Here is a 21,708-nt window from a genome sequence, read left to right as displayed (position 1 = left end):
TTAATGGCATTAACAGAATTTACAATTCAAGGGGATAAATTTAATGGGAAAAATTTATTATTAAATTTATATTTTTTAATCAATGCAAAAAGTAAATTTAACGATGATGATGTTAAAAATCTCCGTTTAAAAAATATTACAACAGTGAGTGGATTAGACCTTTTTTTGAAAAAAGATATTCATATTGCTGATTTTTTTGTTAGTTTAATTAATGATCAAGCAAAAATTAAAACTGATAAAAAAGGTGGCGAAAAGAAACTTTATGATATTTTAATTCGTTTTAAATCAATTACTGGCTTTGATGAGCTTTTAGATCCCAATTTATCATTAACAATTTTTGGTGATCTTGATCCGCAAATTGGGATTGTTAATGTTAAAAACATTTTTTTAACAGCGATGGAAAAGGAAAAACAAGAGTTTGAAACAATGGCAACTGGTGTTGTGATCGAAATCGCGGATAATTTTCGAATTGATGAAGCAAAATTACGAACAATTTTTGATTCAAATGTTTTTGCTAACATGAAATTTTTGATTTCGTCTTTTTCGGAAGAGAAAGAACGGTGACTACAATATCTACAATTTCAAAACCAAATTTTAGAGTATAAACGAAATAATTCTTGTTTATATTTAACTCGAACATTAACAGAATGTGTTAAAATCCCTAAAACAATGACAGCGACATCAATGGAAGCTTGACATGATGTTCGTTTTTTAGCCCATAATTTTTGATATGTTAATAAGCAATATTTTACTAATAAAAAAATTCCCATTAATCCAGTTTTTGAAGAAGTAATTATTCTTGAATTAAAATTATTGGTGGATGATTTTAATAAATATCTTGTTTTAAAAGGATTAAATAATTTAAGTATTGCGGATTTACAAATTAATCGAACATATCAAAAAGATCAGCCACTAACATTATTTACTTTTAATTTTAGTGATAGTTATGCTCAGGATAGTTCGGATATTTATGATTTAGGATTTAATATTTCAGAAGCAAAAGATATTCAAAAGCCTAATCTTGATGTTATTAAAGAATTAATGAAACTTTTTATGATTGAAAATAATATTACCAAAGAAAATGAGATTGATCCAGAAACATTTAAGTCGGTTGCTAATCATTTAAAAAAGTATCAGATAATTAATTGTTTTTATGAATTAAAAAACGATGATGATATTGCCCTAAAAGAATTGACAAATGTCATTCCTCGTTATGGGTATCTAACTTATATAGGCAAAGGAGACTCAGCATTAATTCGTCGTGGTAATGTTATCTTAGATAAAATTAGTAAAAATGATGTTGCTAATCCGTATTTAATTAATTATATCTTTAATATTGCGGATGTTAAATTAAAATCACAGCATCATTTAGTTGCATTAGAACAATTACATTTGGCTTCGTATAATTTAAATTTAAATCAAAAAAAAGCATTGATTAAAGCTCTTAATTCTCAAGACATTTTCCTATTGCAAGGACCGCCCGGAACAGGGAAAACAGAATTTATTGCGGAATTAGTTTATCAGTATGTTAAACTTGGCAAAAAGGTTCTAATTTCTTCCCAAAATCATACTGCTATTGATAATGTCTTAACAAGACTATATAAAACTCCAATGTTAGTACCATTACGTTTAACAGGTGAAGAGGTTCGAAAAAAGAATCGTTTTAATGATTTTAACCCGGATAAACTAATCTTTAATAATTATCGTTTTATTTATTCCCATTTAATGCGTGAATATTTAACAAAATGAACGGCAATTGATTATGATTATGTCAACCAGAAAAATGAATTGCAGCGGTTAAAAACGCATGCCAGTATGTTTGTTACTGAAATTAAGGATTATAATAATTGAGATGAGCAGTTAAGCAAGTTAATTGTTGAGCAAGAAGAAGTAAAAAATCAAAAATTTGAACTTCAAAGCAATAACAATAAATTAAAAGTTGAAATTAATAATATTCGTAATCTGTTAGACTTTTTAAATGATTTAAATTGAGCAGGAATTATTTCACCGACGATAGATTTAGTCAAATTATTTAATAAACATTTTGGTGATTTAGTACAAAAAAAAATAGGTTTTCAATTTGATAAATCATATTCATTAGTAGACACATATCGGCAATTATTAAAGGCGTCAGAACTTGCTAATCCGGTTTTAGAAAAGAAAGAACAAGAGTTTAAAGAATTAAAGGATGTTAGTCAAGAATTTCGTGATGATAATTGAATTCAGAAATTTGAAGATATTCAAAAGGAAATTTCTGAATTAAAGCAACAACTTTCATTAAAACAAGAAAATGTTATTCATCAAAATTTGCACCAGGAATTTAAAAAAGACCTTTTCAATTTAATAACACAATATGAAACACAAATTAATATTAATGAAAAACTAATCAATGAAATTAATGTTGATAAAAATGAACAGAAAATATCATATTTAAAAATGAATATTGATACATTAAGTAATCGCATTAATGCTCTAAATATTGAAATTGAAAATATTGTTAATAGTATTAATCATATTTTTAACTTAAATTTAGTTGTAAAAGATATCCATAAAACAATTAGTGAAATTGATAAAATTATTGATAGGATTGATTCTGATATAAATAATATTATTAAGGAAAAAGCAACAAAAGGTGATTTTGTTAATAATATGATTACTTTTTTAGATAAAAATTATAATATTGCTAATTTTTTATCTCAAGTTGGAGTTAAAAGTGATCACTTTACGCAATCAATGGAGCGTGATACTGTTAACTATGCTAATCAGTTTTTACAAGATAGTGTCAATGTTGTTGCAATGACAGCAACTTCAAATCAATCGTATACAAAAAATAAAAATAAAATTTTACAAGATTATAATATTGATGATATTGATATCAAAAAATTTGGATTTGATGTTGTTATTATTGATGAAGTAAGTAAATTAACACCTATGGAAATTTTTATGCCATTAGTATATGGTAAAGCTGTTGTTTTAGTAGGTGATTATCGTCAGTTGCCACCAATTATGCCGTATCGTGAAGAAGATGTTACTTTGATTAATGAAATTTATGATCAAAATTATAGCTATAATGATTTCTTAGAGTTAGTAACTAATTCAATGTTTAAAAAGATTATTTCGAAATGTGATGATTCAGTTAAAGAAATTTTAGTTAATCAATATCGTAGTCATGAAGATATTATGCGAATTGTTAATGTTTTTTATGAGAACCAATTACAATTGGGCGATGTAGAAAATCAAAACAATGAGAAACAACATTATGTTACTGTTGAAAATGATCAGGGATTAAAAATCTTTGATAGTAAGCAAGCAATTTATTGAATTGATTCAACAAAAGATGAAAATGAAAACTTTGTTTATGAACAAGGGGAAAGTGGGAGTACTAGTCTTTTTAATTGGTTAGAAATTAATTTAACGATTAGAGCTCTTCAATTAATTGAAAAAGGATATGATAATTTAACTACTAAATTGAAAAAACAGCCCAAAGTGGCGATTATTAGTTTTTATGGATTACATGTAAAAAAATTGCGGAAAACTATTAGTAATTTAAAATTTAAAAATATTAAGGTTGAAGTTTCAACTGTTGATGATTATCAGGGGCGAGAAACAGAAATTGTTATTGTTAATACCGTGCGTCATCCGCAAAAACAACTGCATGCTAATAAGGAATTTATTAAAAAATATGAGCGATTAAATGTTGCTTTTTCGCGGGCAAAGAATATGTTAATTATTATTGGGGCAATTAATTTCTTTGCTAATATTGATGTTGAAATTCCAACAATTATTAATCCAAATGCCACAACAACGATTAAAGCATATGCTGAAATTTTACGAATTATTGATAATTATGGTCTTATTTGACAAGCAAAACATTTACTATAGAAGTTAGAGGTAAAAAATGAAATTAGGAATGGTCAAAATCTATAAAAATTGAAAAAAATTATCAACAATTGTTGGTTATCAAACACCCAAAAAACCAGCTTTTTTTCAGTATGTGATTTTAAATGCTATTGCTAATTATCCAGATAAAACAAAATCATTAGCTAATATTTTACGAGAAGAATTACAAATTCTTAACTTTAAAATTTATGCCGAATGTTTAAAAGATTTAATTGAAAAGGAGAACACAATTGAAATTAATACGCAAGGTTCCCTAGATTATTTCGCGAATAGTTATGCTGAACAAGAATGAATTGATCGCGCAATTGGTATTTTTTACATTTCAAAAGAAGCATTACAAGATTTAGAAAAGAGTTATTTGTTAAGTAAAAATAATAATCGCGAAGCAGTAATTGATTTTATTTTTGATATGTTTAATAATCAACAATATATTAATAATGCCCACTTAATGTTGATAGAAAAAATTAATCAAAAGGACTTAATTATTTCCCCAGAAAATGAGACAAGTATTGCTGGTGATGATTTATTTAAATTTTTGGAAAAATATAAAACTAATGCTAATAAAGATAATATGTTTAATAATGATACAACATTTACTTCAATTCGAAAAAAACAGCAAGAAATTAAACATAACAGTGAACAAATTAATAAATTACTAACTGACGTATATGAAATGAAAGAAGTTGTCCTAACTTTGACAACTTTTAAAGATATTAAAATGCAAGTTACAAATGACAATAACTTGCAAGAAGTTATTGACAATAATCTTAATTTACGAACAAAAATTTTAGATTATTTCTTAACAACAATGACAGAAGATTTAACAACTAATTTTAATTTAAATATTCAAAAGATTGGGGTAAATACATTAGAAAGTGATTATCAGCAAGACCCTCGCCATATTATTTCAACATTAATTAATCCCCGTATTTTAATTATTAATGCCGCAAATGTTAATCCAAAAGCAGTTTTAAATAATAAATATTATTTTGATAATAACGTTCGATGCATTATTTTTGTTAATGCTGATGGCAATGAAATAAATGATTTAACTGGTTCAATCCCAATTTTTTATTTGGATAAAACAATTTTGCCAATTAATGAACATTTTTTAACATTATTTATTAATGATAAAAATGAGGTAGAATCTTATGTGTTGCAACCAACAGAATTAATAATGTTAAATCGGCAAATTATAACGGCGCAAAAGTTTTCATCTAATTATAGTAAACTTTTATTTAAAAAGATTTTACAAAATTTAGAAGCTTTATTAAAAAAAGAACAAGAAAATATCTATGAAATAATTCATAGCAACAAGATTAATGCCTTGTTTATTTATTGTTATTTAATTGATATTTTAAATCAAAATGAAAATGCTTTTGATAATATCATAAAAAGTATTAATATTAATAATTTTCAAAATAAAACTTCAATCTTATTTAAATGTGAACAAATTTTAGCTAATTTTGTTTTGAAACCAAATTATTTTACAAAACTGCATGCACTTTTAATTACTGTAATGAAGCAAGAAGCAAAAGGTCAACAAAATATTGTTAAAGGATATCAAGTTTTGACAAGCAATGATTTGTTAGGCAATAAAGAAGTTTTAAATATCTTACAAGAACTTTATCATCAAGATGATGTTCCATTAAAACAATTATTGGAATTAAGTAATTTGGCAGGTTCAGCAATTGTTGAAAAAATTTGGAATCAAAATTTATTTGCTATTTTAAATAAATTCCTTTTTGCCCTTAATAATGATAATTTACATCGTGAATTATTTGAAGAAATTACGACAATAAATTTAAGTAAGAATATTACGCTGTTAGTTAATTTGTATGGTTATGCTGAAAACTATCTAAAGTATTTTAATGAAATGAAGAAACGGGAAACAAGTGGTTTACAACGGCATTGGCAAGAAATTTGAAGTAAAATTGCAATTATTAGAGAACGTTTTAAGAATATTAATTATGGTGATGATTTAACAATTGAATTATTGGTGTCTTTATCACAATTAGAAATTAGATATAAAAACATTAAGTTTAATGATATGTTTAATTCTGAATCAAAATTTCAGGAATATCTTGATTTTTGCTATTTTGATAAAGCCGCATTATATTTGTTAAATATAATGGAAGAAAAAATTACCGCTATTCTAAAATCAAATGATCAACGATTAAAAACAATTAATGAAAAATTATTTGTATGTAAAGATCTGTTTGATAAAAATAAATACAAACAAATTATGGCAATTTATTATGAACTACGATTATATTTATATTGTGAAAAAGCGCGAGATGAAAAAAATGATAATAAAAACCGTGATGCATTAAAAAAATTGCAGAAAGAACTAGAAGAGGTGCTAAACTAATGAGTATGAGTGTTGAACAGGTAATGTATAATTACCAAAAAAAAATTGAACGATTAAGTTTAAATATTAATTTCGTTAAAGAAAATTTACAGTTGTTATTACAACAATTAAAAAATATTGATGCTAGTGGTTTAAATTGTCAAGCAGTTGAAGAGTATTTACAGGAATTAAATCAAATTTTAGTTGATTTAGAAAATAATCCACTGGTGGTAAAATTTCAAAAAGTAAAGCATGTTGAGCTTGAATTAGCGAAACAAGTTAATTTTTTCTTAGAACAAAAAACATTGCGTTTAGCAGAAATTCAACAGAAAATTGAAGTGTTAAAGGTCAAAGTCATTGAAGATGAAACAAAACAACGCTTAGTAAATTTAAAAAATCGGACTAATTTAAATTACCAAGCGTTGGAAGAAGAATTATTAGTAATGTTTGAGGATAATGTATCAAAAGCATTTATTATGAATTTTTTTAAATTAAATAAAAGCCGTCTTGTTAATTTGGATGTGAATACAATTTCGGACCTTGTACAAAATGAAATTAATAACTATCGTGCTTCGACGGATTTTATGAAAAACCAATACCTTAATAGTTTTAAAGCCCAAATTGGCGACGATAAATTTATTAATGCCGAATTAGCGCCAGCGCTAGTAGAATTTAGTCAAGATACTGTTAATGATAATAATGTTTTAAATGAAAAAGCATTAGACTTGCAAAATAAAATTATTAATCAGCAATTAGATGAGTCAGCTCGTAAACATGCAATTGCCGCAATTTTACAAGCCATTCAAAAACGCGGTTTTATTATTGATAATAATGATATTCGAATTACGAAGGAAAATGAGGATAGTCTTGTTATTGTTTATGCTAAAAAAGTAACGGGAGAAGAGGCAATCTTTAAAGTATATCTTGATGGTCGTTTTACTTACAAATTTGAAGGTTATGAAGGTCATGCCCATGATGTTGATGAACAGCCATTTGTTAATGACTTATCGATGTACGATGTATCTTTATCAAAAGAAATGAAGAAAACTTACCTAAATCCAGATAAAATTATGAATCAAGCAAAAATGCAAATTGATAGTAAAACCAAAAAGAAATAACCTTTTTATTATTTATATTTAAAACGCTGTAAAAAATAATATAAACTAATTGAGGGTGTTATCCACATTATTAGCATTGGAAAAACTAATGGCCAAGCTGGGCGGATATATATGATATTATTTCAATCTAAATTATATATAATCCCGTCTAGTTTATATCAATTAAATTCATTATTGAAAAAATTAGAATAACCTCAAACATGATAGAAATTATTATCGGCAATTAATTTAGCAGCAGTTAGGATATATTGGTTAAATAAGTTAATGGCGAAAACCCCAGTTTTATATTTATTATTTTCCTCAATATTTTTGTAGTTCTCAATATATTCTGAAAAATTAATGAATAGTGTGTCTCCAGGTATATTTCGGAGTTGTTGTAAAATACTGGTAATTATTATTTCAGTATTAAGGGTATATTTTCTTTTAATTTCCATAAACATATTTTTTTGAAATTGCCAGCTATAGCGATAACCTCATAAAATAGGGTTTTTGATAATATTAGGGTTTATGCCAGTTACATCCTGTTGGTAAAATATTTGATAAATTTCAATTTTTGCTAAGAATCTTTTTGAAAGAATAATTTTCGTATTTTCTAAATGACTTTGTGGGGCAATGACTGTAACATCTTGATTAACATCAAAAAGCAGGTCTCCTTTTAAGTCATCAAAGTGGAGCGGTTTTGTAAAGAGACCACTGGATAATATTTTTTGATAATTATTTTTTTCTAAATATTTGTTTATAATTTGGTGGAATTGATTTCCATCATTTTTGTTAATTGCATCGTAAATTTTAGCATATAAATCATTAGTTTTAAAAAGACTAATTTCTGTCTGCTTGTTTTTTTTAATTATGTTAGTAACATTACTATCTGCTGTTGAAAAATAGTGTTCAATATTTTTTGCGGCCATAAGTCAAGGTGTTATTAAGACAACGCTTGCTAAAAATAATGTTATTAAAGTTATAACACTTTCTTTCAGAAAATGACTAGCAATGATGATAACAAATAAAAATAACGGCAATGAAATAAAAGAAATTAAGACTCCAACTCCATAGAGTTTTAAAAACACTAGAGTATGTGTTTGTGATGTTATTATCAAGTAAAATGTTGTTGTAATACTAATAATAATATAATAGAAAATTAAAGTAATTAAATTAATTAATAATTTTTGAAAAAGAATATTGGTGCGGCTAAAGGATTTGGCAGTTATTAAGAGAAATGATGATTCAAAAATGGGCCGATTAATAATAATAATATTAAGATTTCCTAGAAATAAAAATGTAAAGATAAAAAAATTTATCGCAAAAAATAAATATGAGACAAAAATGGAATCAATATATTCTGCGTCTTTGTTAAAAGAAAAGATTCCAATTAGAAATACACTTATTGATAGAATTATTAGGATTATTAATGTTACTCAAAAACTGATTGCTCTTTTGAGTAGAAAGAAGTCCATTTTTAAGATGCACATTATTCTTCACTCATTTCTTTTATTTTTTGATAAACAAAGTTTTTATTAAGAACATATTTTTTTTCATATTCAGCTTGGATATCTCAGACTTCTTCTTTATTTTTTTCCTTTTGAGCTACAATTTGGCCATGATCTAAAATAATAAAATGATTAATATAATCGGCAAATTCATTTAGAATGTGGGTCACTATAATAATTGTTTTACCATTTTTATGTAAACTAATTAATAGATCAATTACAATTTTGCGGGTTATAGCATCTAAACCCTCGGTTGGCTCATCTAAAATATAAATGTCATGCTTTAATAAAAAACATTGTGCTAAAATAACTTTTTTTGCCATTCCTGTTGATAAAGTATTTATGGATTGGAATGCGTCTAATTTAAAGAAATTAAGGATATCTTTAATTTTTTCTTTTTCAATTTTTTCTTGCTCTAATATACCTCACATTTTTAAATAATCAAAAATATAAATCTTAGATAGGAAAATAGTTTTTTCTGGAATATACCCAATTTTTTGTTTTGATAAAGGATTAGTATTGTCTAATCCATTGATATAAATGTTTCCTTTTTGATGGGGAAATGCGCCAAGAATTGTTTTAATTAATGTTGTTTTTCCAGCTCCATTATGACCCAAGATCCCATAAAAACTTCCTTTCGGAATAGCAAGGTTCAGGTTAGTAAAAATTGTTTTTTTCAAAAATGATTGCGACAAATTTGTAATATTAATTGCCAGTTTTGTAAGATTATTATTTTCCATAAAAACTCCTTTTTTATTAATCATCAATTGTTTCAAAAAAATCATCGGCTACTGTTTTATAAATTGTACATGGGGATGTTTTTGGATAGCAATCTATGCCTACTTTACGTTCAGCAACGATTCGATAATTTCAACGAGCTGCTTCTAACTCTGTTTCATAGACATACTTTATTTCTCTTCCAGTTTTCTGTGAATATAACCCAATAAAATTCTTTTTAAAAGGTCTTCATACAAAACGAACAGTTATTCCATTAGTATAATTGTTTGATGCAGTGGTTAGATCATTTGGAGTAATAAATATTTTTTCTTTATTGATTCTTGTATAATTATTTTGATTATAATTAAAAAATAAATATGCTTTTATATAAAGGAAATATTTGCTAATATTACGTCCAAATATTGTTGATCATAAAAGTCTAAAAATACTGCCTATTTTCATTGTTCATCCGAGGATACTATATTGTCTGGCATTATATATATAGTTTGTTATACTGTCTTCATTTTTTCTAATATAAGCAAATAAACTATTACAATTATTTAAACTATATTCGTAATGAGTTTTGAATGAATCTGTTGCTTTTTTTGAAATGTTGCCCTCTCAACCACTAATCGCAATTTTGAAGTTTTCATTTTTTCTCGTCAAATAAATTATGCGCCCAAATTCATCATGATATATATTTGGGAAATTCCCTTGTTCTTTTGTTTTAATATATAAATAACAGTGTTTAGTTTGTTCCATTGGACGGTTATTTCCATGTTGTGTAATTTCATATTTATTATATGATTCTATTTTTTTCTTTCATAAAAATTCGTAGCATAAAATTTTATAGAAGAATAATTCATTTTCTACAATTTTTAATTTATTTAATATTAGGTATTCAAGTTTATTCTTTGAAAGATCTATTATTTTAATTAAAAGTAGATTTTCTATCATATTTCGCTAATTTTTCTCTAATTCTAATAAATATGTTTCTGGATAGGTTAAGATAAATTGGACAACAATAATGTAGAGTAAATATTTATAATTAAATTACAATGGAGGTGTAATTATGGCAAAGAATCATTATACCGATGAATTTAAGCAACAAATTGTTGGTCTTTACAAAATGGGTCAAACTCCTGAGCAATTAGCCAATGATTACCAAATTGGTAAATCTACTGTTTGGAAATGAGCTCACCAATTTAGTAACTCGGACTCATTTAAAGCTAAAGACAATAGAACGCCAGAAGAAAACGAATTAATTCAATTACGTAAAAAAGTTAAACAATTAGAAATGGAAAATGACATTTTAAAGCAAGCAACACTGATAATCGGCAAAAAATAGCAATCATTAAAAATAACAAAGCAAAATATCCAATTATTAATTTATGTAAAACATTGAAATTGGCTAGATCAACATATTACTATCAATTAAAAGCAAATAATCCCAAGAATAATCAAAACATTGATAATGCTGTTATCAGTATTTTTCTAAAAAGTCGTAAAAATTATGGAAAAAGAAAAATTAAAATCATGCTAGCTCAGCAAAATATTATATTATCTCCTGTAAAGATTAGTAAAATAATGAGAAAATATAACTTAATTTCAAATTATACAAAAATCAAATACAAACATTCAAATACAAGCAATGTTACATATAAATATAATAATTTATTAAATCAAGAATTTAATAATTATAAACTACATGAAGTTGTTGTCAGTGATTTAACATATGTTTTTATTAAAAATAAATGATATTATGTTTGCTTTCTAATTGATTTATTTAATCGTGAAATTATTAGTTATGATGTTAGTTTACACAAAAATGCAAAATTAGTTAAAAATACCTTTAATAAACTTAACTTTACATTAAATGATATTAAAATATTTCACACTGATCAAGGTAGTGAATTTAACAACAATCTTATTTATAACTTTTTAACTAAAAATAACATTCAAAAGTCTTACAGTAAACCAGGTTGTCCTTATGACAATGCTGTTGCGGAATCAACATACAAAATTTTTAAAACTGAATTTATTAAAAATAATAAATTTAAAAACATTGAGCAGTTTAAATTAAAATTATTTGATTACATTAATTGGTACAATAATATTCGAATTCATAGCAAACTAAATTATTTAACACCAGTACAATACAGAAATTATTACTCTACATAAAATTTGTCCAAAAAACCCTTGCCATTCCATTCTGATAATAATTTCTTATATAAATCTCAATTTAAGAGTTGATCAACCATTATTTTTTGATCATTAGAAATATTTTTATTTTTTAATATTTGAATTACCTGCGCTTCTTTTAACAAAAATCCTTTATATAGCAAATTAAAAACATCTTGAGAGCCTTTTATTGTTTTAAACAAAGTTTTTTATAAGAAGTATTGCTATGATATTTCAGATTTTCATTATTTTTTCATAGATTAATATTAATGCTAACTAATGGGGGCACCATTAGTAATGCTGAAAAAAGATGTAGTAACTTTTTCATATTTGATATTACCTTTCAATTTTTAATTTCTTAAATTTTATGAAAGTAATTAGCATTTCAAAGTTTTTAAATAAGAACATAGTTTTATACATACATTATATCAATAAAGAACTACTTTTTATTTTTTTAAAAGGAAAATTTATTGATGGAATAATATTTTTTAGAATATAAGGACTAAGAACATTTTTAAATAATTTACGGAAAATAAATAGTATAATAAGTTATATTGAGATTAATTATTTTTGGAATCAGTTCATACTTTTATTTTAAAAAAATAGAATCAAAGTAATGCTTAGAGGGAGAATATTAATGAGTGTAAAAAGTAATTTAGATAAGTTAAAAAATCAGATTGGAATTAAACGTTGTGTTATTCTTGAAGGAAATGTTAATGATATTTATCAAATAAATAACGGTTATGTTGGTTTAAAAGACAAGTTACGTAGTTTATTAGAAGAAAAGGGATTTAATGATATTTTCACTTGAGACCGCATTGATGGTTTAACGGGAGGGAATATCAAAAACTTAACTTTGACAGCGGAATCACAGCAAAAAAGTAAAGAAGGAGAAGCCTATGATTTTGGTCAGGAATTAATTAATAACGCTAATAATCAAAATAACGAAGCTACGGGGCAATTTTTAACTTTAGCAGAGTTTTTTGCTATTGTTCGCCGTAATATGCTAACATCAAGTTCCAAAAAAGCTGCTTTTATTGCGGATTTTTCGGATTATTTATTTTCAAATGAACAAACATTAAGTGAAGAACAACGAGTTAACTTAATTTCTTTAAGTAAGGCTTTTCGTGACAAAAAATTTGATCAATCAGAAATCGTAGATTTTGATACGGCAATTATTTTTATTACTAATAGTGTTGGAAAATTACCAACATCATTTTATTTGCATAATCCAGATGTAACAACAATTACGCTAACAAAACCGAATCGAGAAGAACGTGAGAAATTTATTTTAACTAATAAAAACTTTTTTAAAATTATGGAAGATTTAAATACAAATATTTTAAAATTACAAGATATTTATGATACTATGGAGGGATGAACTTTGAAAGAAGTTTATCAATTAATTAAATTCTCAAACAATATTAGTGAGCGATTGCCGTTTGAAAAATTATTAAACTCTTATCAATATGGGGATAAAGTTTCTCCGTGAGAAGAAATGAATTATGAAAAATTAGCGACAATTGAGGCAGAGTTAAAAAAACGTGTTATTGGTCAAGATCATGCTATTGTTAAAGTAAAAAATGTTGTTTATAAAGCTTTTACTGGGTTATCGGGGGTACAATATTCTTCGAAACGAACAAAACCGAAGGGAACATTATTTTTTGTTGGACCGACGGGAGTTGGGAAAACGGAATTAGCAAAAGCATTGGCAAAGTTTTTATTTGGTGATGAAAAAAATTGTATTCGGTTTGATATGTCGGAATATAACCAAGAGGCTAGTGATCAAAAATTAATTGGAGCCCCCCCTGGTTATGTCGGATATGAAGAAGGTGGCCAATTAACTAATGCTATTAAAGAAAAACCTTTTAGTGTTTTGTTATTTGATGAAATTGAAAAAGCTCATCCACGAATCTTAGATAAGTTTTTACAAATCTTGGAAGATGGTCGTCTGACTGATAATAAAGGTCAAACAGTTACTTTTTCTGATTCTTTTATTATTTTCACTTCAAATATTGGAGCTAGTGAAGTTGATGATAATTTACCATTTGTAGACATTGAAAAACAATTTATTCAAAAGGTTTCTGATCATTTTCGTACTGAATTAAAACGCCCAGAATTATTAGGACGAATTGGTAATAATATTATTCCGTTTAATTTTATTAAGGACCCTAGTTTTAAAGCAAAATTAATTACTTTAAAATTATATCCCATTCAATCAGCAGTCTGAGAAAAATATAAGGTTAACTTAGAATTTATGCAGTTGGACCAAATTTTACCAATTATTATTAATGACGCGGATGATAAAAAAGGGGGGCGTGATTTATTAAATAGTATTGAAAAACATGTTGTTGATGGATTAAGTTCCTTCATATTTGCTAATCAAACTAGTTTTAAAGCCGGTCAAACAATTTTGGCGCAAGCTAATGGTCATCAAATTGAATATAATTTAAAATAACAAATGAGTAATTTAATTAATTTTAATCGTTTTGCTTCTTTTACAACAATTGAAGGGCCGGGAAACCGTTTTGCTTTATGAATGCAAGGATGCATTATTAATTGTAAAGGATGCAGTAACCAAGAAATGATTCCTTTAATTAACCGAAATGTGATGGAAGTTAGTGAACTTTTTAAAGCAATTAAGGATGCCCAAGAACGCTTTAAAATTGAAGGCATTACAATCTTGGGAGGCGAACCGTTTATTCAACCGCGAGCATTATTAGAACTAGTAACATTATGTCAAGCAAACAATTTAACAGTGATTATTTTTTCTGGATTTTTATACGAGTTATTACAAGAAAAGCATCCAGCAATTTTGAGTAAAATTGATATTTTAATTGATGGGCCATTTATTATTGAAAAATTAGATAAAAAACGACGTTTAATTGGTTCAACCAATCAGCGGGTAATTAAACTAAGTGATACTTATCAAAATAATGATTATTTTGAAGAAAATATTATTGAAGCGGAATTTACTGTTACGAAAAATAATAGTATGATTATTAATGGCGATGGTGCACACCTCGTCAACAATGAAGAAACAATTTTAAAAAAAGAGGAGGACCAAAAAGATGGGAGCATTTAAATTAGAGGGGAATGTATCTTCACATATTAAACAAGATATTATTAAAATTGGGGAGAAATTAGAATTTAAAGCAACAAATGGTGATATGAGTGATTTTCATATCAATGATGTTAGCGCAAAATATAAAGTTATTTCGTCAATTCCAAGCATTGATACTAGTGTTTGTTATACACAAACAGTTAAGTTTAATGAAAGTATGAAGGATTACAGTAATGCACGGTTAATTACAATCTCAAGAGATTTACCATTTGCGCAAGAGAGATGTTGCGAATCATTTAAAGATGAAGCACATTTCTTAGTTTCAGATTATAATTATCGGGACTTTGGAATAAAATCTGGTTTAGTTTTGATTGATTCACAGATTCTGCCACGTGCCGTAATTATTTTAAATGAAGATAATATCGTTGAATATCTTGAAATTGTTGATCCAATTGGTAATGAACCAAATTATCAAGCGGTACATGATTTTTTAAGTAATAAAAAATAAAAAAAGTATTTATTTAATATAAATACTTTTTTTATTTTAAGATTAGAAGGTTTTTAATTTCATCAAGATCACGTAATTTTTCTTTTTCAATGTTGAGGTTAAAATTATAACCTTCTTCTTTTTTATATTTGGGAATAACATGGAGATGATAGTGAAAGACTTGCTGAAAAGCTTCACTTTTTTCATTACTAACATAATTAATTCCGGCGGGGTTTAAAGTTTGATATATTTTTTCGGCAATCTTTTTGCCAGCTTGGGCAACGGCGGCTAAAGATTCGTCATCTGTTGCACTATAATAGTCAAAATGTTTTTTTGGAATTATTAAGGTATGCCCGTCACTATTTGGAAATAAGTCCAAAAAAGCATAAATAAGGTCGTTTTCATAAATTTTCTTACTTGGAATTTCTTGGGCAATAATTTTGCAAAAAATACAATCGCTTTTGTTCATTTTATATCAGCTCCTTATAGAGTCATTATAGCAAATTTATTGTATTAATTAGAGTGAGAATAGATTATTCATTTTAATAAGTAAATTTTTAAAATAAAAAAGAAGATATTTTAATCTTCTTTAATAATAAATGAGCCAATTGCATCAAATAAAGTTTGTGAGTAAACGTTTTCTGGATTATAACCGAAAGCTAATGAATATAGTCTTGTTTTTGCCGCTGTTTGTAAACTTGATTGTTGGGCAAAAGTATATTCAATTCATTTTAAAATTTGTCCTTTAACATTTGAAATATCAGTTCGAATTCCATTTTTATCATAAAGCGGTTTTCCAGTTTCATCGTATGTTCCTAAATATCCTTTTTGGTTATATAGTCATGATAATGAACGTTTAGCACCACCTTGTTGTGCTACTCATGCTTGGTCTAGATCAGTAGGTGTACCTCCTGAACCATATCAAGTTAATGATAAATTTTTGTTATTTGTCGCATTATTTTGATAATTAATGTTCATATTTTTCATTAAATCAATTGTATAAATTGGCAAGACTAGAACAACTGAACCGTATCTTTTATTAGTATCTAAGAATTGGTAACTAGAAGGATTTGTTCCTTCTCCAGATTTAATAATTCCTGGTGTTGTTGCATCAATAATTTTTTGTTTATATGCGTCAGCATTATTGATAGTTGTAAAAATATCATTTGGATTTTTATTTTTATCAATTCCCACGAAACCTTTAAAACCGCTAAGACCAAAGACTGGGTCAATTCCTTCGTTAACCATGTTTGCAAAGACATCACCTTTTTTGGCGTTAAACATATCTTTTAGGTTAGTTGTTAGAGTATCTTCAGTATTTGTTAAATTAGTATTTAAAGTTTGAACATTTTCTAATGGTTGCCCAGTAGTAAATAGTTTATCTAAACTAGCTTTATCTAGTTTTAATTCTCAAACCATTTTAACATATGAATTTCAAGAAGCACCATTAATTGTATCTCATGATTGAATTGCATTAAATAAGGCACTATTTCGATTTAAATAAATTTGGCTATTATCACCGCTCCCATAACGTTTAACTTCGTTTTGGTGTAAATAAGTTGCAGTAATAATTTTATCAATTACAGCTGGAACTTCGACATGTTTATAATAGTCATTAAAGCGAACTTTTAAAGCAATTTTCTTTTGGTCTTCTGTCATTTTATTGAAGTCTGTATACTTACTTCCTGCACCTTTATATTGGATTTCAAAGTTACTTTCACCTTGATCTTTTCGTGATTTCGTATAATCAGGTGATGTTGATGATGTTTTTCAAAAGTATGATTGGACTCCACCAACATATCAATTTTCTGATTGATAATCTGGAGCATATCCTTGCCCAGCGATTGTTAATTCTAATGGATTGTAATTTGACATTCCTGTTAAATATTTTGTGTATAAATTATCAAGGGCAACTTGTTCTACAAAACTAACAATTTGTTTTGCTAGGACATTGTCCGGGGCGTTAACATCAATTGTTACTCCGGTATAACGAGCTCTTGTTGCTTCTTCTGAAGCATAGAAGAATTTTGAAATATTGGTGTCTAATAATCTGACAGCCATGGTTTTTAAATCTGCTTTTGTAAAGATGTCATTAAATGAATATTTAACATAATTTGATTGATTTTCTGAATCAATTTGAGCAATAATTCATTGTTTAACTTCATCGGCAATTGCAGGATCGGTAAATCGTTCAAAACTTTTTTTACCACAAGCAACAACAGTGGTACTAGCAGAGGAAACAATTGTTATTGCACCTAAGATACTTAGTAATTTTTTCATTATTGGTTTCCTCCTGTCATTTTAAACTCATCCCGGTATCAATTTTGATCCCCATTATTATAATATTTTGTTTTGTCTGTGTTTAATATTTTAAATTGATGTAATCAAAAGGCTGTTTTTGTAGGATTTGTATGCGTTGTTGAATAATTTGCTGTAATTTGTTCATCTCAATATTTTGATTGTGCAATTTTATCAACAATAGTTTTTGTGTTAATTTCAGCGGCAGGTCCTCCTGTTTTATAACCTTGAATTGTTTTATTTTCTGTTTCAAAACTACTATATAAACGTTGAACTGCTCCTCCTGATAAATTAGTTGTCATTGCACTAATAACTAATGTAAATCAATCGGCATTATTTTTTCCTTGATCATCTTTAAAAGTAATAAAGTTTTTTAATCATTGTTCAGGACTAACTCCATCTTGGAGAATTTTATTATTAAAATTATTGAAAAAGTCATAAATTCAGAACCATCATGTTTTATCATCAGCTGAACCAGAAGATGAAGTTAATGTTGCATATTTTTTAACTTCGTCTAGAACCTTAAATTTAAGTTTACTGCTACTATCATTGTTAACTAAACTACGATTTGTTAAATATCATAAATATTGTGCATTAGCAAATTGTGTATTCATTTTTTGTTTTGTTTTATCTGTTGTCATAATTTGTGATTTATCAGCCATTGCTTTATAAGCAATATTTGAGTAATTTAAACTTTTAAATTGTCAGTCACTATTATAAGCATCATATGAAGTTGCAGTAGCGTCATTTAAATATTCGCGACCATCAAGATGGACTAAATTTAATCCGTTTGTATCAAAGAAAGCAACTATTGTATCATCAGATGATCCAATTTTTCAATTGGCACTAATTTTATCAGCATCAGTTTTTCTCCCAATAGCAGTCACTACATCATCTAAACCAGTTGCTGGTGTTGTTCCTGTGGCACCAATGCTATCATAAACACTTGCTTTTAAAATATTAGATTTAACAGCATCAGCTTGGGTACTTAAAGTTAATAAATCTGTTGATGGTGTAGCTGTTCCTTTACTATTATTAATAAAGTCATCTCAACTTGAACTATTTTTTAAAGTAGCTAGATCATCATTGATTTGATTTTGAACGTTTTCGTCAAAACTATCTTTTGTAAAACCAGTATCTGTTGGTTTTGCCCCTGATTTAAAGGCGTAAGTTACTTTTGATATTGCCAAAGGTTTTTCGTTTTGGAATCATTTTTCAACAAGATATTTTTGAAATAATGAATATTGTCCTGCATCATATGACTGTGCTAAAAGTGGTGTTCCAATTGATGTTGGACTTGCACTAGTAAAGACAGGTGTTGATACTGGTGGATATTTAACCATATATTTAGTAATATCATAACCTTCTGTTTTTAAATTTGTGGCAATTGTATCAAGGCGCTTATTAATTTCTGAAATTGTTAATTTACTTAAATCTTCTCCAAAACTACCATTTGCATTATCTCAACTAAAAGATAAGGCAACTTGTGTTCGTGAGTTTTGATCAGTAGGATTTCAGTCTTTTGCGTGTCCGCCGCCTTTAAGAAAATCAGCAAAAGTTCTTAATTTTGTTACTGATGTTTCAACGGTATTAGTTTGATATGTTCGCATATTATTATTTAATAAAATGTTAGTTAACATTTGTGTTGCACTAATTCCTCCATCAGCACCGGTTGTCATAATAGCAGCTTTATAATTTTGTTCTTCAATTTCATATTTTTTGCTTCCACTGGCCCCAGTAATATCTTTATAATTTGAGTCTAAAAAATCATGGTATTTTTTTTCTCAATTTTTTTGATCGCTATCTTTAAAGGTTTGTTTCTTTTTATCAACAGTATTATTTGTATTTTGTACTAATAATTTTCATTGATCTTTTAAAATGCCTTTTAGATCTTTATAATCGGCAATATCACCAACTGATGTTTTTTTACTTGTAAAAAATTTATCAGGGTTGGCTAAAATTGCCACACTTAGAATTTGCATTAGTTGTACTGACATTTTAATTCTTGTAGCTCCATCTCATTGTGATGGGTCATTTGTTCATTTACCATTTCCGGCATCAACAAATGGGTTTTCTAAAACACTTCAAATATCAGGAGAAGTAATATCTTTTCCACCGTAAATCCCTGGGATTCAGGCTCAAATACTATCACCATTTCCATTTTTATGTTGGTTATTTTTTCCATTGTTACTGCAAGATACTACCCCAGAAACTGTTGCTCCGACTATTACCATACTACTTAGTATTGATAAAAGTTTCTTCATTTTGGTTCATCCTTCCTTTTGACTTTTTATTTTTTTGTACTTTTAGTAAAAAATACTAAATACATTCTATTAAAAAATTATAATAAAGTCTACTTTTATTGTACAATAAAAGTAGACTTTATTATTAAAAAAATAAAGATATTTTACTTGAAAAATGTCGTTGTAAGTTCTTAAAAGGAGGAATGAAAATGCAAAAAATTGAAGTTAAAGATTTATTTGTTTCTGCAGATAATGACATGATTTTAAATGGTTTAAATTTAACAGTTAATATTAATGAAATTCATGCTTTAATGGGCCCAAATGGAAATGGAAAATCAACATTATTATCAACAATTATGGGACATCCTAGTTATACTGTCGAAAGTGGCGATATCTTAATTGATGGGGAAAGTATTTTAAATAAAACAGTTGATGAACGTAGTAAAATGGGTGTTTTTTTTGCAATGCAATCACCAGTTGAAATTTCTGGAGTTTTAAATTTAGATTTTTTAAAAGCAATTATTAATGCTCTTCGCGATGTACCAATTAAATTACCACAATTATATAATGACATTAATCATAATATTAAGAACTTAAAAATTGATGATAGTATGATTCGACGTTATTTAAATACTGGTTTCTCTGGCGGAGAAAAGAAAAAAAATGAAATTTTACAATTGAATTTATTAAAACCAAGGTTAGCTTTAATTGATGAAATTGATTCAGGTTTAGATGTTGATGCTTTAAATGTTGTTAGTGCTGAATTAAACAAAATGCGCCAGGAAAATTTTGCGGCAATTATTGTTTCACATTATGATCGTTTTTTCAATTTAGTTCAGCCAACTCACGCGCATGTCATTGTAAAAGGGAAAATTGTTAAAAGTGGGGATTATAATTTAGTTAAAAAAATTAATGAAGAGGGTTATGAATGATTATTACAGGAATTAGATTTGACCCTTGATGCTAAAAAAACAGCGGCAAAACCATTGACAGGAATTGGTTGTGCGGCGCAAAAAGGAAAATAACAATGCGTGTTTTAATAAATCAACACCAAGAAGTTATTAATGATAATCTTTTAATTGATGACACAATAAAAAACTTAATAATTGAAAACACTAATCCTGGAGAAGTTATTAATCTTAATTTTACAACTAATGTTATTAATAAGACCTTTTTAATTTTTTTAAATTTAACAGCAGCAGCAACTATTAATTACAATATTGCTGCTCAGACACAAGTTAATATTATTAATATTTATAAAAATCGTGAATGTGAGCAAGTTGCTAATATTTTTTATAATATCTTAGAGAAAACGCAAGTTAATGCTTATCATTTAAATATTGTTAATAGTAATATTACGGAAAATGTTACTTTTAATTTGCAAGGTAAACGGAGCATAATTAAATATTATTTAGCCAGTTTATCAACACGGGATTATCATAAAAATGCAATTATTTATGTTCACCATTTAGCACCAGCGACAGAAAGTGAAATTAAAACATATTCAATTGCAAAGGACAATTCAATGCAAACAGTTAAATGTACTAGTCACATTGAAAAAACAATGAGTAAATCAGAAGCTCATCAGGAGTTAAGATTATTAGTTTTTGATAAGACTTCAAAGGCGATTTCTGATCCAATTTTATTAATAGATGAAAATGATATTAAGGCAAGTCATGCTAATGCTGTTGGAATGTTAGACCCTGATCAGATTTTTTATTTGCAAACAAGGGGACTGACAGTTAAGCAAGCCCGGAAATTAATTTGTATGGGATATTTTAAAAATGTGATTGATGCAATTGAAGATGAAACATTACAAAAGAATATTATTGATGAAATTGATAAAGAAATTGGAGAATAAAT

General features: G+C 26.9%; 17 protein-coding genes. 10 read left to right on the top strand and 7 right to left on the bottom strand.

Annotation, left to right across the window (positions count from 1 at the left end; all coding sequences use genetic code 4):
- The first annotated feature begins 3 nt into the window (after nucleotides 1-3).
- Genes ACQH24_RS07455 through ACQH24_RS07445 form a run of 3 tightly spaced genes read left to right on the top strand, consistent with a single transcriptional unit; the run spans nucleotide 4 to nucleotide 7,368 of the window.
- Complete coding sequence (locus ACQH24_RS07455) at nucleotides 4-3,882, top strand: AAA domain-containing protein (protein ID WP_425379930.1); 3,879 nt, start codon at nucleotides 4-6, stop codon at nucleotides 3,880-3,882.
- A gap of 16 nt (nucleotides 3,883-3,898) precedes the next feature.
- A complete protein-coding gene (locus tag ACQH24_RS07450; RefSeq protein WP_425379929.1) occupies nucleotides 3,899-6,271 on the top strand; it encodes a hypothetical protein in 2,373 nt (790 codons plus the stop codon).
- Nucleotides 6,271-7,368 (top strand): hypothetical protein, encoded by a 1,098-nt coding sequence (locus ACQH24_RS07445; RefSeq protein ID WP_425379928.1) that lies wholly within the window; start codon nucleotides 6,271-6,273, stop codon nucleotides 7,366-7,368. The genes ACQH24_RS07450 and ACQH24_RS07445 overlap by 1 nt, the downstream gene beginning before the upstream one ends.
- An 8-nt stretch (nucleotides 7,369-7,376) precedes the next feature.
- On the opposite strand, the gene ACQH24_RS07440 is transcribed toward ACQH24_RS07445, so the two are convergent.
- From ACQH24_RS07440 to ACQH24_RS07430, 3 genes are all read right to left on the bottom strand, one after another.
- Nucleotides 7,377-8,435: a hypothetical protein gene (locus ACQH24_RS07440; RefSeq protein WP_425379927.1), complete on the bottom strand. Its 1,059-nt coding sequence runs from the start codon at nucleotides 8,433-8,435 to the stop codon at nucleotides 7,377-7,379.
- Nucleotides 8,436-8,836: 401 nt separating this feature from the next.
- Nucleotides 8,837-9,595, bottom strand: a complete 759-nt coding sequence (locus ACQH24_RS07435; RefSeq protein WP_425379926.1) for an ABC transporter ATP-binding protein — start codon at nucleotides 9,593-9,595, stop codon at nucleotides 8,837-8,839.
- Nucleotides 9,596-9,611: 16 nt separating this feature from the next.
- A complete protein-coding gene (locus ACQH24_RS07430; protein WP_425379925.1) occupies nucleotides 9,612-10,334 on the bottom strand; it encodes a hypothetical protein in 723 nt (240 codons plus the stop codon).
- Between the two features lie 310 nt (nucleotides 10,335-10,644).
- On the opposite strand from ACQH24_RS07430, the gene ACQH24_RS07425 reads away from it, so the two are divergent.
- Together ACQH24_RS07425 and ACQH24_RS07420 are read left to right on the top strand one after the other, a co-directional pair.
- Entirely contained in the window at nucleotides 10,645-10,920 is a 276-nt protein-coding gene (locus ACQH24_RS07425; RefSeq protein ID WP_425379385.1) for a transposase, read from the top strand.
- Complete coding sequence (locus ACQH24_RS07420) at nucleotides 10,863-11,753, top strand: IS3 family transposase (protein WP_425380710.1); 891 nt, start codon at nucleotides 10,863-10,865, stop codon at nucleotides 11,751-11,753. The genes ACQH24_RS07425 and ACQH24_RS07420 overlap by 58 nt, the downstream gene beginning before the upstream one ends.
- Nucleotides 11,754-11,940: 187 nt before the next feature.
- On the opposite strand, the gene ACQH24_RS07415 is transcribed toward ACQH24_RS07420, so the two are convergent.
- Nucleotides 11,941-12,081, bottom strand: a complete 141-nt coding sequence (locus ACQH24_RS07415) for a hypothetical protein (RefSeq protein ID WP_425379924.1) — start codon at nucleotides 12,079-12,081, stop codon at nucleotides 11,941-11,943.
- Nucleotides 12,082-12,390: 309 nt separating this feature from the next.
- Between ACQH24_RS07415 and ACQH24_RS07410 the strand changes: the two genes are divergently transcribed.
- The 3 genes from ACQH24_RS07410 to tpx are packed head-to-tail and all read left to right on the top strand — an operon-like array spanning nucleotide 12,391 to nucleotide 15,325.
- Entirely contained in the window at nucleotides 12,391-14,211 is a 1,821-nt protein-coding gene (locus ACQH24_RS07410) for an AAA family ATPase (protein ID WP_425379923.1), read from the top strand.
- Nucleotides 14,212-14,214: 3 nt separating this feature from the next.
- A complete protein-coding gene (locus ACQH24_RS07405; RefSeq protein WP_425379922.1) occupies nucleotides 14,215-14,838 on the top strand; it encodes a 4Fe-4S single cluster domain-containing protein in 624 nt (207 codons plus the stop codon).
- Nucleotides 14,825-15,325 carry a thiol peroxidase gene (gene tpx / locus ACQH24_RS07400; RefSeq protein ID WP_425379921.1) on the top strand — a complete coding sequence of 167 codons (501 nt, stop codon included), beginning with the start codon at nucleotides 14,825-14,827 and terminating at the stop codon, nucleotides 15,323-15,325. Before ACQH24_RS07405 ends, tpx begins: the two co-directional genes overlap by 14 nt.
- Nucleotides 15,326-15,356: 31 nt before the next feature.
- Here the strand turns inward: tpx and ACQH24_RS07395 are convergent, their stop codons facing one another.
- The 3 genes from ACQH24_RS07395 to ACQH24_RS07385 all read right to left on the bottom strand — a co-directional run bounded on the left by ACQH24_RS07395 (nucleotide 15,357) and on the right by ACQH24_RS07385 (nucleotide 19,866).
- Nucleotides 15,357-15,773, bottom strand: a complete 417-nt coding sequence (locus ACQH24_RS07395) for an HIT family protein (RefSeq protein ID WP_425379920.1) — start codon at nucleotides 15,771-15,773, stop codon at nucleotides 15,357-15,359.
- Nucleotides 15,774-15,883: 110 nt separating this feature from the next.
- Complete coding sequence (locus ACQH24_RS07390) at nucleotides 15,884-17,584, bottom strand: lipoprotein (RefSeq protein WP_425379919.1); 1,701 nt, start codon at nucleotides 17,582-17,584, stop codon at nucleotides 15,884-15,886.
- Nucleotides 17,584-19,866 (bottom strand): lipoprotein, encoded by a 2,283-nt coding sequence (locus ACQH24_RS07385; protein WP_425379918.1) that lies wholly within the window; start codon nucleotides 19,864-19,866, stop codon nucleotides 17,584-17,586. The genes ACQH24_RS07390 and ACQH24_RS07385 overlap by 1 nt, the downstream gene beginning before the upstream one ends.
- A 188-nt stretch (nucleotides 19,867-20,054) precedes the next feature.
- Here ACQH24_RS07385 and sufC point away from each other — a divergent pair, with 188 nt between their 5' ends.
- Together sufC and ACQH24_RS07375 are read left to right on the top strand one after the other, a co-directional pair.
- Entirely contained in the window at nucleotides 20,055-20,870 is an 816-nt protein-coding gene (gene sufC / locus ACQH24_RS07380; RefSeq protein WP_425379917.1) for a Fe-S cluster assembly ATPase SufC, read from the top strand.
- 2 nt (nucleotides 20,871-20,872) lie between these two features.
- A complete protein-coding gene (locus tag ACQH24_RS07375) occupies nucleotides 20,873-21,706 on the top strand; it encodes a SufB/SufD family protein (RefSeq protein ID WP_425379916.1) in 834 nt (277 codons plus the stop codon).
- Nucleotides 21,707-21,708: the final 2 nt, after the last annotated feature.

This window comes from Spiroplasma endosymbiont of Stenodema calcarata (assembly GCF_964031205.1).
Classification (GTDB): domain Bacteria; phylum Bacillota_I; class Bacilli_A; order Mycoplasmatales; family Mycoplasmataceae; genus Spiroplasma.
Note: the sequence above shows the minus strand (reverse complement) of the source record. Positions and strands in the feature narration are given on the sequence as shown.